The sequence below is a fragment of the Candidatus Rhodoblastus alkanivorans genome (assembly GCF_022760755.1).
Taxonomy (GTDB): domain Bacteria; phylum Pseudomonadota; class Alphaproteobacteria; order Rhizobiales; family Beijerinckiaceae; genus Rhodoblastus; species Rhodoblastus alkanivorans.
The window spans coordinates 2020016-2033846 of record NZ_JAIVFP010000001.1; the positions used below are offsets into that span (position 1 = coordinate 2020016).

Here is a 13831-nt window from a genome sequence, read left to right on the forward strand (position 1 = left end):
CCCAAGCGATGAGTTCCGCGAAAAAAATCCGCCTCGGCGTCAATGTCGATCATGTCGCCACGCTGCGCAACGCGCGCGGCGGCGCCGTTCCCGATCCCGTTCGCGCGGCGCAGATCGCCTTGGCGGCGGGCGCCGACGGGATCACCGCGCATCTGCGCGAGGATCGCCGCCATATTCAGGACGAGGACATGCGCCGCCTCAAGGAGGCAATCAACGCGCCCTTGAATTTCGAAATGGCGGCGACCGAGCAGATGCTCGACATCGCCTTGAAAATCCGGCCTCACGCCTGTTGCCTGGTGCCGGAGAAGCGCACCGAGCGCACCACCGAAGGCGGGTTGGACGTCGTTGGCGGACGTGACCGCCTCGCCCCTTTCGTCGATGAGCTGTCGCGCGCCGGCGTGCGCGTGTCCTTGTTCATCGAGCCTTCCATGGAGGCGCTCGCCGCCGCCAAAGAGGTGAAGGCGCCGGTGGTCGAGCTGCATACGGGCGCCTGGTGCCACGCGCTTGAAATCGGTGAGAGGGAGAAGGCCGTAGCCGAATTCGCGCGGCTGCGGGCCGCGGCTGTGGAAGCCGAGCGGCTTGGCATCGAATGTCACGCCGGCCATGGGCTGGACTTCGACACGGCCCGGGAAATCGCCGCCTTTCCCCAGATCGTCGAGCTGAACATCGGTCATTTCCTGGTCGCGGAGGCGATCTTCATCGGCCTCGACGCCGCGATCCAGCGGATGATCGCGGCGATTTCCCAGGGACGCGGCGAAACGTCGCCGCAATTGGGGGAGCGACGCGGCGAAACGTCGCCGCAATTGGGGGAGCGACGCGGCGAAACATCGCCGCCATCGGCGGAGGGACGCGGCGAAACATCGCCGCTATTGGGGGAAGGGCGCGGCCTGTGATCGTCGGCCTTGGCGTCGATCTTTGCGACATCCGCCGCGTCGAGCGGGTGCTGGAGAAATATGGCGACCGCTTCACCCGCCGCTGTTTCACGGCCATCGAGCGCGCCAAGGCCGACGGCCGCAAGGCCCGCGCCGCGACCTACGCCAAAAGATTCGCCGCCAAGGAAGCCTGCGCCAAGGCGCTCGGCACCGGGCTGGGGCAGGGCGTGGGCTGGCAGGAAATGGGCGTGGTGAACGACGCTTTCGGCAAGCCGTCGCTGGAGCTGTCCGGCGCCGCCGCCGAGCGCTTGGCGCGTCTCACGCCGCCGGGCCATGAGGCCCGCGTCCATCTGACGCTCACCGACGAATATCCGCTCGCCCAGGCGCAGGTAATGATCGAGGCTTTGGCGAAGTCCTGATTGGCTCGTCTCGCCGCCCGGCGCGCCAATTCCGGCGAAAGCGGCGGGGGTGGAAATCATTTGGACAGGATAAAACCCGTCTGGAATTGCGGATCATTGTTGTTTGTTTGTTCAATATGAAACGTCCGCGCCGGCGTGGGCTATTTCGGGGCGCCGTCCACTGTAACCCATGTCACCGTAACCCCGTAGCCACCGTAACCAGCGGGACGAACTTTCCGCTGGAGTCCAAAATGTTTCGGTTTAATCTGGCTGGCAGGGCGCCCCCACAAGGGGGGCCTGTACCTCCCCGCGTGGGGGCAAAACGGATGTTGATATAACTCAACGGAGGAGCAGATGGACCTGATCCTGATTATTCTTGTACTGTTTCTCCTTTTCGGGGGCGGGTTTGGCTATTCTCGGTGGGGATATGGGGGCGGCATCGGTATCGGCGGTGTCTTGCTGATCGTGCTTGTCGTATATTTGTTGTTCGGACACGGCAGATTGTGATTTTTCTCCGTTCTGGCGCAGTTTTCTCATTGTACCGCATCAGCGGCGTCATCGCCCCTGCAATTCATGAACTCTTGAGCCATCAACACCCAAACCAAGGGCTTTCTATTTCCATTCATCCTCGGTGGCGAAAGAGTGTCGCTACCTTACCAGCGCAGGTGGGTCTATGCTTTCGGTTTTGATCGCGGTTTTGATTATCATCGTCGTCGGCGCAATTTGTTATTGGGCCATCGATAAATTTGTTGATGATGGCCGGTTGGCAAATCTTCTCAAACTCCTCGTGGGGCTGATTTGCCTGGCGGCCATACTTCATCGGGTGTTGCCGCTGGCGGGAATTAATTGGCTGTAGTTGCGGTTACGGTGCCCGGCCGGCGGTTCGGCGGTTACGGTGATGATACGAATCCCCTAATTTGAAAAAGGGAAGCAACGGAGGCGCAACGGCGGTCGTCGATCTTCGGAATGCGGGAGAATTGCAGAATCTGCGGCGCGGAACGGGAACAGCCGAAAATTCAATCGATTGCTCAAATTCAGCATCGGAAATCTCTGCCAAGCCGTCCAAAATGCAACCGGACGCCACGAATGCGCCGCGCGCAAGGCAGGTGACCTGTTGGCGCAGCGGCAGGCCGATTCATTTATCGATGGCGCCAGGTTTCGGACCGCGCTTCTGTGGCCGCACCATTCGCCCGAGTCTGGCTTCGATTTCGTTCAAAAATGCCTCTCCGCCCATGGGCCGGCCATTTGCGCCGGCGAGTTCAAAGGCTGCCGCTTCGGCGGGCCGTAAATTGTCGCCGAGCAATTGCCGAAATTTCGGCGCCCGCGCCAACCCCGGCGTCACATCGACCAATTTGTCGTTCTTGCCCGCCAAATGCGCGGCGACGCTGCTGTGCGGCCAGTCTTCCGGCCGTTTGACCCGCCTCGCGCGAACGGGATTGAACGCGAGATAGCGCAAGGCGCTTATCAAATGGTCTTCGTCCATGACCGAACAGGCGAAACGCCCCTGAAACAAATGGCCGGTGACCCGCGCGCGAGCGTTGAAAAACGCCGTATAGCGCCGATGCGCCTCGCCGACCGCGCGCGACAGTCCAGTTTCGCTCGACGGGGTCAGAATGAGATGGACATGGTTGGGCATCAGGCAATAGGCCCAGCAGGCGACGCCATTGGCGCGGCAGCACTCGGCGAGCAGATCGCGATAAAGCGCATAATCGCTTTCCTCGACAAACAGCTTTTGCCGCCGGTTGCCGCGCTGGGTGACATGATGGGGCAGATCGGGAGCGATGATGCGAGCAATACGGGCCATGACAGCATGCCAGACAAGAAATCAGCTCATTCGTATCATTGTGAGCCGCGCAAATAAATTGGGGAATTCGTATCATGTCACCGGAATTCCGTAATTCCACGGAGCGCATATCGAGCCATTTCGCGCCGATTGCGAGGCGCTGCGATCAGCGATCGCCGCGATGAAATTCCCGAAACCCATAGAGTTGCGGTCCGCCGCGAGGGCTTGGATAGGTCTTCAATCCTGGCGCGAAGATCATACAATCGTCCTAAAACTTAAAAGCGTTTCCATATAATTTTAATTATTATTTTAAATTCCAACACTCATCTCAGAGTTAAATATCGTTTTAGCAAGTCAGAACGAAATATAAAATTTTAGTTCGCGGAGGTTGCGCCATGCGCCGTTCCCTAAAGTTTGGGCCGAAGCGACGGCCTTGGGCTGATTGCAGGTTGGTTAACACAGAGATATTTGGGAATTTCCGCGCGGAGTCAGGCGGCAATGTACTTGTGCTGTTCAGCTTGAGCGCTCCCATCCTTATCCTCGCGGTCGGCCTCGCCGCTGACGTCGGTAGTTGGGAGGCCGCCCACAGGCGCCTCCAAAGCGCCGCCGACTCGGCCGCGATCAGCGCCGTTGTCGGCTTTCAGGCGGGGGTGGACGTTCCAACTCAGGCCAAAGCCGTGGCGGCGAGCTACCATTTCGTCAGTGGCGTCGCGGGAACCACGGTGACGGCGAACCGCCCTCCGCAATGGGGCGCTTACGCCGGCAACAGCGCCGCAGTCGAAGTCATCATAAGCCAGCCGCAGGCGCGCATGTTTTCCGCGCTTCTGGGTGGGCAATCGGTCGCCGAGCGCGCCCGCGCCGTCGCGCTCCAAACCTCCAACGCATGCATCCTGGCGCTCGATCAAACCGCCTCCAACGCGATTTCTGCGCAAGGTTCGGTCGCCGTCAACGCCAACGGCTGTTCAATCTACAGCGATTCCAACAGCTCAACCTCAGTCAACGCGGGCGGATCGGCGCGGATCTCAGCCCAGCAAATCGGCGCCGTAGGCGACTTTTCAGGTCAGAGCAACATGACCACGGTCGATGGCTTCACCCATGGCGCGGTCATCGCCGATCCTTATGCTTATGTCACGCCCCCGATGTTTTCGGGATGCGATGAACACAATTTCAGTTCGAAGAAAACCGAAACCATTTCTCCTGGAGTCTATTGCGGTGGCCTGACGCTCAACGCCGGCGCCAATGTCACCATGTCGCCCGGCATTTATTACATCGATCAGGGATCGTTCACCGTCAACGGCAGCGCCACGCTCACCGGAACCGGCGTGACCATCGTTTTCACGTCGAGCACCCCCAGCTCTCCCAAAAGTTACGCGACGGCCAATATCGCCGGCGGCGCCAGTATCAATCTGACCGCGCCAACCTCCGGACCGACCGCTGGAATCGTTCTATATGGGGATCGAAATATGCCCGTGGGGACATCTTTCAATTTGGCTGGCGGCAGCTCGCAAATTCTCACTGGCGTCACTTATTTCCCGAAGGGCGCGGTGTCTTTTGCCGGCGGCGCGTCGTCTTTCAACGGTTGCTCTCAAGTCGTCGGCGACACCGTCAACTTCGTCGGAAATTCGGGGCTCGCGACAAATTGCTCGTCGCTGGGCATCAAGAAGATCGGCGCCATAGCGCAACTTGTCGAGTAATCCGATGAAATTCCTCCCCCGACTTCCGACTGCCCGGCCAGCCGAAATTTCTTGTCGCTCGGTCTGTGGATTTGCGCGCGCGAACAGCGGCGCCTCCGCTGTCGAGTTCGCGTTCGTCCTCCCGATCGCGGTCTATCTCTTCATTGGCGTCGTCGATTACGGCATTGGCCTGTATCGGAAGATGGAAGTGAACAAGGCGGCGCAGGTCGGCGCGGAATATGCCGTTATTCACGGGTTCACCCCCAACGCCACTTTGCCCAATCCGAGTTCGCCCCAAGCGATTTCGAACGCCGTGGCCAACGCGAGCATTTTCGGCGTTACCGCCAACCCGGCGCCAAGCTCTTTCTGCGGCTGCGCATCCGCATCCGGCGTCGTCAAGGCGACCTGCGGAACCACCTGCAGCGATGGCACGGCGGCGGGGACCTATCTCACGGTCAGGGCGTCCGGACAATATAGGACCGCGCTGCCCTATCCTCTCGTTCCCAGCAGCTTCAGTCTCAACGGCTTGGCCACAGTGAGGATGCAATGAAAGTCCTGAATTTCCTCCGTCGGCGCGACGGCGTCTCGGCCGTGGAGTTCGCCATGGTCGGCCCGATCTTCATCAGCCTGATGCTGGCGATCTTTCAGGGAGGCATGATGCTTTGGACCCAGCTTGGTCTCGAACACGCCGTCGAAGCGGCGGCGCGCTGCTCGGCGGTCAACGCCTCGACATGCGGCAGCGCCTCGGAGATTCAGGCTTATGCGGCGACGCAAGCCTATGGTCTCAACCTGCCCGCATCGACCTTTTCATATAGCCAGTCAACTTGCGGCAACCTGGTCTCGGCTTCCTATACTTATCCCTTTTTCTCGAATGTCTTCGAATCAGCCTCCATGCCGCTCAAGGCGGAAGCTTGTTTTCCGACATGAGAGCCTGACCTGAAATTGGTTGACCGGCCTCGCGGCCCTTGATTCCCTTGGTTTGCAACAACTTTGGGAGATTCGCGATGCCGTGGAGCGAGGCCGATCGCGCGAAGTATGAAGTCATTCGGGCGCGCTATTCAAGCGATATGTCGGAGGCCGAACTGGCGCTGATTTCGCCGCTGTTGCCGCCGCCCAAACGGCGCGGACGCAAGCCGACAGATGCCCAGATCATTCTCAACGCCTTGTTTTATTTGATCCGCTGCGGCTGCCCATGGCGATATCTGCCGAAGGATTTTCCGCCGTTCACGACCGTGCAAAACCGCTTCTACGCGTGGCGCGACAGCGGCGTGTGGGCGCAAATCATCAGCGTTCTCGTGATGGACGCCCGCGAAGCGGAAAGCCGTGAGGCCGCGCCGACGGCTGTCGTCGTCGACAGCCAATCTGTCAAGACGACGGAAGCCGGCGGCCCCCGTGGTTTCGATGCGGGCAAGAAGGTCAAGGGGCGCAAGCGCCATCTCGCCGTCGACACGATCGGTCTGCCCATCGAATGCCAGATCACGACCGCCGACGTGCAGGACCGCGACGCTCTCGCGCCGTTGCTGAAGGCCGTGCATCGCAAGAGCCCGTGGGTGAAAATGTCCTTCGTCGACGGGGGTTATCAGGGTGATGAAGCCAAGCGCGCAGCCTTCGAGGCGAGCCGCATTTCCATCACCGTCGTCAAGCGAACCGATAAAGAGGTGAAAGGATTTACGGTGCTGCCGAAACGCTGGGTCGTCGAAAGGACGCTCGGTTGGATCAATCGCGCGCGCCGTCTGTCAAAAGACTTCGAGGCGACCATCGAATCCGCCCTCGCGTGGCTGCAATTGGCCCTGGCTTTCCTTCTCATGCGAAGGCTGGCGAGGGCAAAAGCCAGTCAGAATTGAAATTCGAGTCGGGTTCTGAGTTCTTTCTGGGGTTACAGTGACATGATATGAATTGCACAATTAGCCTGAATGGAAATCATATCATGTGGCCGCAACCAAAGTAATTTAGAGTTTTCATATCATCCCACCGTAACAGTAATGAGATTCTCCCCAGCCATCATGTTGAATCAAAACTCAACCAATTGAGGAATCCCCCGGTTCAACGGAAAAGCAGTCCGCTCTATGGGCCTTTTTTGAACGCACGCTCGTCATTCAGATCGCGACCGGCGGCAAGCCGTCCTGAAATCGCCGCCACATCGTGGCGAACAAGGTTTCGATGGCCCGCGTATAGGCCTCCACGTCGAAGAGCGGCTCCTTGAGCCTGTTGTTCGCGAGCTTGGCTTTGCTGTGCGCCAGAGTGGCGGGCTCCTGAGCCAGACTCAAGGCGAGGGCGAAAAAATCGTCTTCGTCCCGGGCGATCAGTTCGGGCATGCCGACGGCGTGCAACAGGCTGCCGGCGACCCGCGAAGCGAAGGTCGCGCCCGGCAGCGTGACGATCGGAACGCCGGCCCATAACGCGTCGCTGGCCGTCGTGTGCGCGCCATAGGGGGCGGTGTCGAGCGCCAGATCGGCCTGTTGCAGGCGGGCGAGGTGATCGGCCTGAGAGACGTCCGGCGCGAAGATCAGGCGCGATCCGGCGACGCCATGGGCGAGCGCCATGTTCCGCAAATTGCCCTCGGCGGAAGGCGCGGCCAGAAGCCAGAGAACGCTGTCCGGAACGGCGGAGAGCAGTCGTCGCCAGAGATGAAAGACCGCCGGGGTGAATTTGTAAGCCTGATTGAAACAACAGAAGACGAAGCCCTGCTCCGGCAGCCCGAGTGCGCTGCGCGACGGCGCGGCGCCAAGGCCGCAACGCCGTCCGCGCGGCTGATAGGAATGCGGCAGACAGGCGAAGCATTCGTCGAAATCCGGCGCGCTGGCGGCGGGTGTGCAAAAGGCGTCGGTGACGATGTAATCGCACAGGCCAGGCCCCAGCGTGCCGGGATAGCCAAGGAAGTTCACCTGGACCGGCGCCGGGCGCAGGGCCAGGATGGAGGTTCGCGACTCTCGCGTGAATCCCTTCAGATCGATGAGGATGTCGATGCGGCCGTCGTGAATGGCCGTGGCCGCCTGGACGTCGGAAAGCGGACCGATGTCGGTGAAATGGTCGAACGCTTGAACCAATCGGCGACGCATGGATTTGCCGTCGTCCGCGCCGTAGGAAAAAGCATGGGTTTCGAAATGCGCGCGGTCATGCGCCTCCAGCATTTCGATCAGGAGAAGCGCTGTCGCGTGGTCGTGAAAATCGTTGGACAGATAGCCCAGTCTGATCGGGCCGCCGCTCCTGCGCCGGTCCGGGAATTGGAAATCCAGCCTTTCCCGCTCAGGCCTCGCCGCGGCGATTCGCTGGCGCATCCATTGTTCGGATGAAATGCGCTGCTCGGCCGCGGTGACGCCGGGCTCGGCGAGAAGCAGGAAAGGGGAAAGGCGTTCGCCCTCGGGTTCCGCCAGACGCGCGCGGACATAGTCCTGACGCTGGTCGAAATCCTCCCAATCGCACATGTTACGGGAGCGGATGAACGCGCGCATGACGCCTTTCCGACGGCAATCCGTCGCGGCGCTGGCGCAAGGTCCGAGGAATGTCGGCTTTTGGCGACCGCCGAACCATTGCAAGCAAGGCTTGAGCCAAAAGCGCCATCGGCCTCGCTTCCGACGAGCCGAAAGCAAGGCGAGAGGTTACGAAGATCGCCTCATGTTGATCCCACCCGACGCTGCTGACGCTCCCGGCCGCAAGTTCAGATTTGATGCTCGTCAAGGAAGAAGCTGACATTTTCTGGCATTGTGGCGATCAGGCTGGTGGCCTGCGATGCATATGCCAGCGACCAATCCGGCTCCCTAAGGGCGTCAGCAAGGGATGAAACACTCATGCCGCTCTGGTTAGTTAAGGCGACGTGGATTGAAGATGAGACTGAAGCACATGAACAGTGGGAGGTAAATGCCGCCACGGCTCACGATGCGGTACGCGAGGCGACTGCTCATATTCATTTTCCTCCTCATCACATCGAAGCGAGATTATGCATGCCGGCGGGCCTTGGAGCGGCTTCCAGCGATCTCCCGCCGGGTAACGCACGGCGCGTTCCACCACAATGACCGCCTTGGCCTGCTGCCGGTTTCGCCGCCTCAACCCTGGCGAGGAAGAAACGGGAGTTGGAAAAAACAGCGCGAAGCCTTTCTGTCCGCGCCGACGGGGTGCGGTCTGGCGCGAGAACTGCAAGCCAAAATCGGCCGCGCGCGAAACCAGCTTCTCACCTTTTGCGACTATCCCGGCGAGGTCGACGTCACCAACAACGCCTCGGAACGCAGGCTCCGTCCCTGCGTAATCAAGCGAAAAGTAACGAACAGCTACCGCGCGATGCGGGCCGCCGAAGCCGAACCGGACGTCCCGACAACCGTCGATACCGCAGGGCTCAAAGGCCGCCAACTCCTTCGCCGTGATCGTCGGCATCCTAGTTTGAATGCGGTCCGAACCGCGAGTGTCCGCGTCATGAAATAGGGGGTGGGTTCATTCCGGTCAACAGCGCGAAGGCGCTCTGGGCGACAAGGTGAGCCGATATGGATCAGAATTTTTGGATAGCGTTCGCCGCCAGCCTGATCGCCGGCGGGGTAACGACGAGCGGAATCTTTGCCATTCGCCGCTTCGGAGGATGGGCTCGTCAGAACATCACATATTTCGTCTGCTTTGCGGCCGGCGTGCTGATTGCGGTGTCTTTTCTGCACATTATTCCGACGTCATTCGCGATGAGCCCGCAGGCGCCGTTCTACCTGTTTGCGGGCTATCTGTTCATGCTCGTCTTCAACCGGTTTCTGACCGCCTATGTCTGCGACAAGCCGGAGACTGCCGAGTATGCTCTCGGGCTTGTTCCTCTCATCGGGATTGGCTTTCACTCCTTTCTCGACGGCGTCGTATACTCGATCAGCTTCAGCGTCAGCATGTTTACGGGCGCGCTCGTGGCGGTCGGGATGGTATTGCATGAGTTCCCCGAAGGCATCGTCACCTATACTTTGCTCATTCGCAGCGGATTCTCCGAGCGGCGGTCTTTTCTCCTCGCCTTTCTTGCCGCAGCGCTGACGACGCCAGTCGGCACGCTCGCCTCCTACCCCTTCATAAGCCAGATCCATCCACCACTGCTTGGCCTGCTGCTCGCGTTTTCAGCCGGCGCCCTGATCTACGTGGGCGCGACTCATCTTCTGCCGCGGGCGGAACGCGAGCCGCGCAGATTTAGTCTTGTCGCGCTTGCAGCAGGGATTCTCGTGGCTGTTGGGATCATCCTCAGCAAGGGGTAAGGCAAAACGGGCCTACAGAGGCCCTTGGTGTTACGGTGATGGGGTGGACGGCGTCCCGGAGCGGGATCGATGCGCCATGATGGTGGTCGTTGCCGCAACCATTGAACGGGGAGCCGTCCATGGTGAAGTCTAACGGGAAATCCGCCGCTGTCACGCGGGTTGGCGTCGATCTGGCGAAGAACGTCTTTCAGGTTCACGCGATCGATGCGGGTGGCGAAATCATTGTGGCGCGCAAGATTCGGCGCGGCGCCTTGCTTGATTTCTTCGCGCGCCTGCCGCCGTGCGTCGTGGCCATGGAAACCTGTTCCTCGGCGCATCATTGGGGCCGGCTGCTGATCGCGCAGGGCCATGAGGTTCGGTTGATCCCGGCGGGGCATGTCAAGCCTTATGTGCGGCGGGGCAAGAACGACGCGGCCGACGCGGCGGCGATCTGCGAGGCCTCTCAGCGCCCCGGCCAGCGTTTCGTGGCGGTGCGCACGATTGAGAACCAAGCGGCGCTGATGCGCCATCGCGCGCGCGAGCGGCTTTCCGGCCAGCGCACGGCGCTGCTCAACGCTCTGCGCGGCCATCTGGCCGAAATCGGCGTCATCCTCCCACAAGGCGCGCAGCGCGCCTATGAGCTTAAAGCGCTTCTCGACCGGCGCGCCGACGAGAACGGCGAAATCGTCGTTCCCGATTGCGTGCGCGCCGCGCTGTTGCCGCTGGCTGCGCAAATCGACGCGCTGGACGAAGCGATCGGCGCGATCGACGACGAACTGGCGAGCGAGGCGAAGGCGCACGCGACGGCGCGGCGCTTGATGACCATTCCCGGCGTGGGGCCGGTGATCGCCTCGGCGCTTGTCGCGACGACGCCGGATACGAGCGCCTTCGCCAACGGGCGGGAGTTCGCCGCCTTTCTCGGCCTGACGCCGCGCCAGCATTCGACGGGCGGCAAGCAGCGGCTCGGGCGCATCACCAAAATGGGCGACCGCTACTTGCGCAAGCTCCTTGTTGTCGGCGCGACCTCGGTGCTGCGCCACGCCCAAGGCCATGACGACGGGCTGCGCAGCTGGGCCAAGGCGTTGCTGGCGCGCCGGCCGGAGAAATACGGATACAAGCTGACGGCGGTCGCGATCGCCAACAAGCTTGCGCGCATCGTGTTCGCGCTGATGAGCCATGGCGGCGTTTACGAAGGCCGTCCGGCGGCGGCGTGAGGAGGCCAACGCCGCCGAAAGCCGCTCGCTCGCTTCGGCGCTATGTAGGGCGCGCTTCGCGAGCGGCTTTCTCGCGTTCGTCGCGTTGCGACGGGAAGGAATCGAGGGTGACCACGAGGTGATGTGAAATAACGGAAAAGGCTCGGAAGCCAGATATCGTGTCGGCGCCAAGACGAGCGCGCTACGGTGATTCCGGCAAAGAGCCTGGCGGACGATCCATCAGGGCCAGCGGGAAGACACCTGCGTCAACAGGCCGGAGACATGACCGCACCCTATAACTTCACGCCGCTTCAAGCAAACCCTTGATCAAGGGGCGCCGTCCAGACCTGACATGATACGAATTGCACAATTGGCCTGAAGAGAATTCCTAACATGTGGCCGCAATCAAAGTAATTTGGAGCTTTCGTATCATGCCACTGTAACGCAATGACCTCGCCGCCGTATCCATCGCGGCGACTGTCGCCTACTGGTTATGAGTCCGGGCCGTAAAAGCCGCGGGCTGGCCCATTTCATCTGACGAGGGACAGCGGCTGTTCCGATTCGACCGTGATCGATCGCCTGTTGAGAGGACGGGTTCTTCAGGTTTTGAGGCCTGCGTAATCACGAGCGGGACGCTGAAGCCAAATACCGGATCGGGGCAATGAAGACGAGCCGATCGTCAGAGAGGTCGCGCGGAGGCTTCGGGAACGGCTCGGCTCGTTTGAGCAAATCCAGGGTCGCCGCGTCGAGAGCGGCGCTGCCCGAGCTTTCCACGATTCTGCTGGTCAGCAGGCGGCCGTCGCGGTCGATGCGGAACATCACTTTGGCGACGCCGGATCGCCCGGATGCGTCATGAGGGTAGCGCTTGGCGCGCTCCAGGCGCACGGCGATCCGCCTCTCCCAGCGAAGCTCGGCCGCCGAGGGTTTTTGGGTCGCGCGGCCGACCGCCGGAGCCGCCGCATGGTCGGCGTGTTCCGTGGCCTCGGGCGGGGCCGTCGCCGCGCTTTCGTCTTGGGGCGCCTGTTGGGGCGCCTGTTGCTGCGTTTCGGCGGGCGCGGGTTTCGGCGGCGGTTGCGCCTGGTCTGGCCCGGGGGCGGGCGGGAGCGGCGGCGTGGGGTCCGGCTTTTGCCGGTCCCGGGCGTCGATCTGGTCGCGTTTTTCCGCTTCCGCCTGCGGCGGTCCCGGCTCGATGTCCTCGCGTTTCGAGTCGAGCGCGACGGCGACGGGGGCGAGTTCGATGAAGGCCGCCGGCGACCCGGCGTCGGGATCGGCCGGCGCCATCTCCGGAAGCATGATGAAGGCGGCGCAGCCATGGGCGAAAACCGCGATGGCGACGGCGAGCGCCCATCGCAAGCCGGCTCGAGAGTCGATCGCGATTCCCTCAAATCGCGATCGACTCTCGAGTCCTCTGTTTTCGCGACGTTTTTGCGAAAAACCGGCGTCCACTTTTTCGCATGGCGCTCTGGGGCGGGGCGTCATGGCGGGCCGTCGGATTCGAGCCCGACCAGGGCCAGTTTGAGATAGCCGGCGGCGCGCAATTCGTTCATCAGGCGCATGACTTCGCCATAGGGAACGGATTTATCGGCGCGCAGGTAGAGGCGCGGATCTTTGTCGCCTTCGGTCGCCCGCGCCACCGCCGCGGCGAGGTCGGTCCGCGCGACGGTCTGATTGCTGAGCGCGAGCGACAGGTCCGCCTTCAAGGTGAGCGTGACCGGCTTGTCGGCCTTGGGCTGCGGCTGCCCATTGGCCGAGGGAAGATTGACCGGAACGTCGACCGTCGACAGCGGCGCGGCGATCATGAAGATGATCAGCAGCACGAGGATGACGTCGATGAAGGGCGTGACATTGATGTCGTGGATTTCGGTCAGATCGTCGCCGCCATGATCGAGACGCGCGCTCATGGCTCACTCCGCCGCGGCGTCGACGGGGCGAGGGAACGGGAGCGCCTGTTCCGCGCGGTCGAGGTCGCGGCTGGCGAGGCGGAGGATTTCCGCGGAGCCGTCGGCGCAGAGCGCGCGATATGACGCGAGCCCGCGCGAAAAGGCGTTGTAGATGGCCACGGCCGGAATCGCCGCGACCAGGCCCATCGCTGTGGCGAGCAAGGCTTCGGCGATGCCCGGCGCGACCACGGCGAGATTGGTCGTATGCTGTTGCGATATCCCGATGAAACTGTTCATGATGCCCCAGACCGTGCCGAACAGGCCGACGAAAGGGGAAATCGACCCGATGGTGGCGAGCGCGCCGGCGCTCGCTCCCATGCGGCGGCCAAGGCCCGCTTCGATGCGTTCAAGGCGCGAGGCGATCCGCTCCTTGATCGCCCCCTTGTCGCGCACGCCTTGCGAAAGCGCGATTTCCTCCAGCGCCGCCCGCGTCGCCTCATCGAGGCGGCCCTGACCGGCGAGGGCGTCATTCGCCTCGGCCAGCGACCACGATCGCGCAAGGAGACGGCATTGGCGCTTTACGGCGCGTTTTCCGCTCCACAGTTCGAGCCCTTTGGCGATGGCGACCGTCCAGGTGACGAGGGAGGCGAGGACGAGCAGGACCATCACCGCCTTGACGACGATATGCGCCGAAAGGAACATGCTCCAAGGCGACAGGCCGTCGGGCAAAAGCGACGCCCGGGCAAGCTCCGGCGCTTCCGGCGAAGGAGGATTCGCCGGAAGCGCCAGAGCGGCCGCGCCAAAAAATGCGCCTCCGGCAAGAGCCAGGGCAACAGCCATCCGAAG

At 62.0% G+C, this 13831-nt stretch carries 14 protein-coding genes and 2 pseudogenes; 11 read left to right on the top strand and 5 right to left on the bottom strand.

Translation table 11 applies throughout. The annotated features are described in order from the left end of the window. Positions 1–8: 8 nt before the first annotated feature. From K2U94_RS09425 to K2U94_RS09440, 4 genes and pseudogenes are all read left to right on the top strand, one after another. Positions 9–752 (top strand): annotated as a pseudogene (locus K2U94_RS09425) (pyridoxine 5'-phosphate synthase); the annotation flags it as partial. Positions 753–889: 137 nt separating this feature from the next. Next, complete coding sequence (gene acpS / locus K2U94_RS09430) at positions 890–1291, top strand: holo-ACP synthase (protein ID WP_243066964.1); 402 nt, start codon at positions 890–892, stop codon at positions 1289–1291. Positions 1292–1624: 333 nt separating this feature from the next. Then, the gene (locus tag K2U94_RS09435; protein ID WP_243066965.1) at positions 1625–1777 is read left to right on the top strand and encodes a DUF3309 family protein; all 153 of its coding nucleotides are present in this window, start codon (positions 1625–1627) and stop codon (positions 1775–1777) included. A 166-nt stretch (positions 1778–1943) separates the two neighbouring features. Beyond that, a complete protein-coding gene (locus K2U94_RS09440) occupies positions 1944–2126 on the top strand; it encodes a hypothetical protein (protein ID WP_243066966.1) in 183 nt (60 codons plus the stop codon). A gap of 279 nt (positions 2127–2405) precedes the next feature. Here K2U94_RS09440 and K2U94_RS09445 read toward each other — a convergent pair whose 3' ends face one another. Continuing rightward, positions 2406–3074: a transposase gene (locus K2U94_RS09445; RefSeq protein ID WP_243066967.1), complete on the bottom strand. Its 669-nt coding sequence runs from the start codon at positions 3072–3074 to the stop codon at positions 2406–2408. Positions 3075–3448: 374 nt separating this feature from the next. On the opposite strand from K2U94_RS09445, the gene K2U94_RS09450 reads away from it, so the two are divergent. From K2U94_RS09450 to K2U94_RS09465, 4 genes are all read left to right on the top strand, one after another. Further along, positions 3449–4747 (top strand): pilus assembly protein TadG-related protein, encoded by a 1299-nt coding sequence (locus K2U94_RS09450; RefSeq protein WP_243066968.1) that lies wholly within the window; start codon positions 3449–3451, stop codon positions 4745–4747. Between the two features lie 4 nt (positions 4748–4751). Then, positions 4752–5276 carry a TadE/TadG family type IV pilus assembly protein gene (locus K2U94_RS09455; protein WP_243066969.1) on the top strand — a complete coding sequence of 175 codons (525 nt, stop codon included), beginning with the start codon at positions 4752–4754 and terminating at the stop codon, positions 5274–5276. Beyond that, the gene (locus tag K2U94_RS09460) at positions 5273–5653 is read left to right on the top strand and encodes a TadE/TadG family type IV pilus assembly protein (RefSeq protein WP_243066970.1); all 381 of its coding nucleotides are present in this window, start codon (positions 5273–5275) and stop codon (positions 5651–5653) included. Before K2U94_RS09455 ends, K2U94_RS09460 begins: the two co-directional genes overlap by 4 nt. A 77-nt stretch (positions 5654–5730) precedes the next feature. After that, positions 5731–6570 carry an IS5 family transposase gene (locus K2U94_RS09465; RefSeq protein ID WP_243065792.1) on the top strand — a complete coding sequence of 280 codons (840 nt, stop codon included), beginning with the start codon at positions 5731–5733 and terminating at the stop codon, positions 6568–6570. A 252-nt stretch (positions 6571–6822) separates the two neighbouring features. On the opposite strand, the gene K2U94_RS09470 is transcribed toward K2U94_RS09465, so the two are convergent. Next, a complete protein-coding gene (locus K2U94_RS09470; protein ID WP_243066971.1) occupies positions 6823–8178 on the bottom strand; it encodes an O-linked N-acetylglucosamine transferase, SPINDLY family protein in 1356 nt (451 codons plus the stop codon). A gap of 585 nt (positions 8179–8763) precedes the next feature. Here K2U94_RS09470 and K2U94_RS09475 point away from each other — a divergent pair. The 3 genes and pseudogenes from K2U94_RS09475 to K2U94_RS09485 form a co-directional block, all read left to right on the top strand. Next, positions 8764–9142 (top strand): annotated as a pseudogene (locus tag K2U94_RS09475) (IS66 family transposase); the annotation flags it as partial. 59 nt (positions 9143–9201) lie between these two features. After that, a complete protein-coding gene (locus tag K2U94_RS09480; RefSeq protein ID WP_243066972.1) occupies positions 9202–9933 on the top strand; it encodes a ZIP family metal transporter in 732 nt (243 codons plus the stop codon). A 119-nt stretch (positions 9934–10052) separates the two neighbouring features. Then, positions 10053–11126 carry an IS110 family RNA-guided transposase gene (locus K2U94_RS09485; RefSeq protein WP_243066973.1) on the top strand — a complete coding sequence of 358 codons (1074 nt, stop codon included), beginning with the start codon at positions 10053–10055 and terminating at the stop codon, positions 11124–11126. A gap of 600 nt (positions 11127–11726) precedes the next feature. On the opposite strand, the gene K2U94_RS09490 is transcribed toward K2U94_RS09485, so the two are convergent. The 3 genes from K2U94_RS09490 to exbB form a co-directional block, all read right to left on the bottom strand. Continuing rightward, positions 11727–12458, bottom strand: a complete 732-nt coding sequence (locus K2U94_RS09490) for an energy transducer TonB (protein ID WP_243066974.1) — start codon at positions 12456–12458, stop codon at positions 11727–11729. A 122-nt stretch (positions 12459–12580) separates the two neighbouring features. Continuing rightward, the gene (exbD, locus tag K2U94_RS09495; RefSeq protein WP_243066975.1) at positions 12581–13006 is read right to left on the bottom strand and encodes a TonB system transport protein ExbD; all 426 of its coding nucleotides are present in this window, start codon (positions 13004–13006) and stop codon (positions 12581–12583) included. 3 nt (positions 13007–13009) lie between these two features. Beyond that, positions 13010–13825 (bottom strand): tonB-system energizer ExbB, encoded by an 816-nt coding sequence (gene exbB, locus K2U94_RS09500; protein ID WP_243066976.1) that lies wholly within the window; start codon positions 13823–13825, stop codon positions 13010–13012. Positions 13826–13831: the final 6 nt, after the last annotated feature.

Bases quoted from the DNA above. Each gene is read 5' to 3' on its own strand.
- K2U94_RS09440 (WP_243066966.1), top strand. From the start codon at position 1,944: ATGCTTTCGGTTTTGATCGCGGTTTTGATTATCATCGTCGTCGGCGCA.
- K2U94_RS09470 (WP_243066971.1), bottom strand. From the start codon at position 8,178: ATGCGCGCGTTCATCCGCTCCCGTAACATGTGCGATTGGGAGGATTTC.
- K2U94_RS09455 (WP_243066969.1), top strand. From the start codon at position 4,752: ATGAAATTCCTCCCCCGACTTCCGACTGCCCGGCCAGCCGAAATTTCT.
- exbD (WP_243066975.1), bottom strand. From the start codon at position 13,006: ATGAGCGCGCGTCTCGATCATGGCGGCGACGATCTGACCGAAATCCAC.
- K2U94_RS09465 (WP_243065792.1), top strand. From the start codon at position 5,731: ATGCCGTGGAGCGAGGCCGATCGCGCGAAGTATGAAGTCATTCGGGCG.
- exbB (WP_243066976.1), bottom strand. From the start codon at position 13,825: ATGGCTGTTGCCCTGGCTCTTGCCGGAGGCGCATTTTTTGGCGCGGCC.
- K2U94_RS09445 (WP_243066967.1), bottom strand. From the start codon at position 3,074: ATGGCCCGTATTGCTCGCATCATCGCTCCCGATCTGCCCCATCATGTC.
- K2U94_RS09460 (WP_243066970.1), top strand. From the start codon at position 5,273: ATGAAAGTCCTGAATTTCCTCCGTCGGCGCGACGGCGTCTCGGCCGTG.
- K2U94_RS09450 (WP_243066968.1), top strand. From the start codon at position 3,449: ATGCGCCGTTCCCTAAAGTTTGGGCCGAAGCGACGGCCTTGGGCTGAT.
- K2U94_RS09485 (WP_243066973.1), top strand. From the start codon at position 10,053: ATGGTGAAGTCTAACGGGAAATCCGCCGCTGTCACGCGGGTTGGCGTC.
- K2U94_RS09435 (WP_243066965.1), top strand. From the start codon at position 1,625: ATGGACCTGATCCTGATTATTCTTGTACTGTTTCTCCTTTTCGGGGGC.
- K2U94_RS09480 (WP_243066972.1), top strand. From the start codon at position 9,202: ATGGATCAGAATTTTTGGATAGCGTTCGCCGCCAGCCTGATCGCCGGC.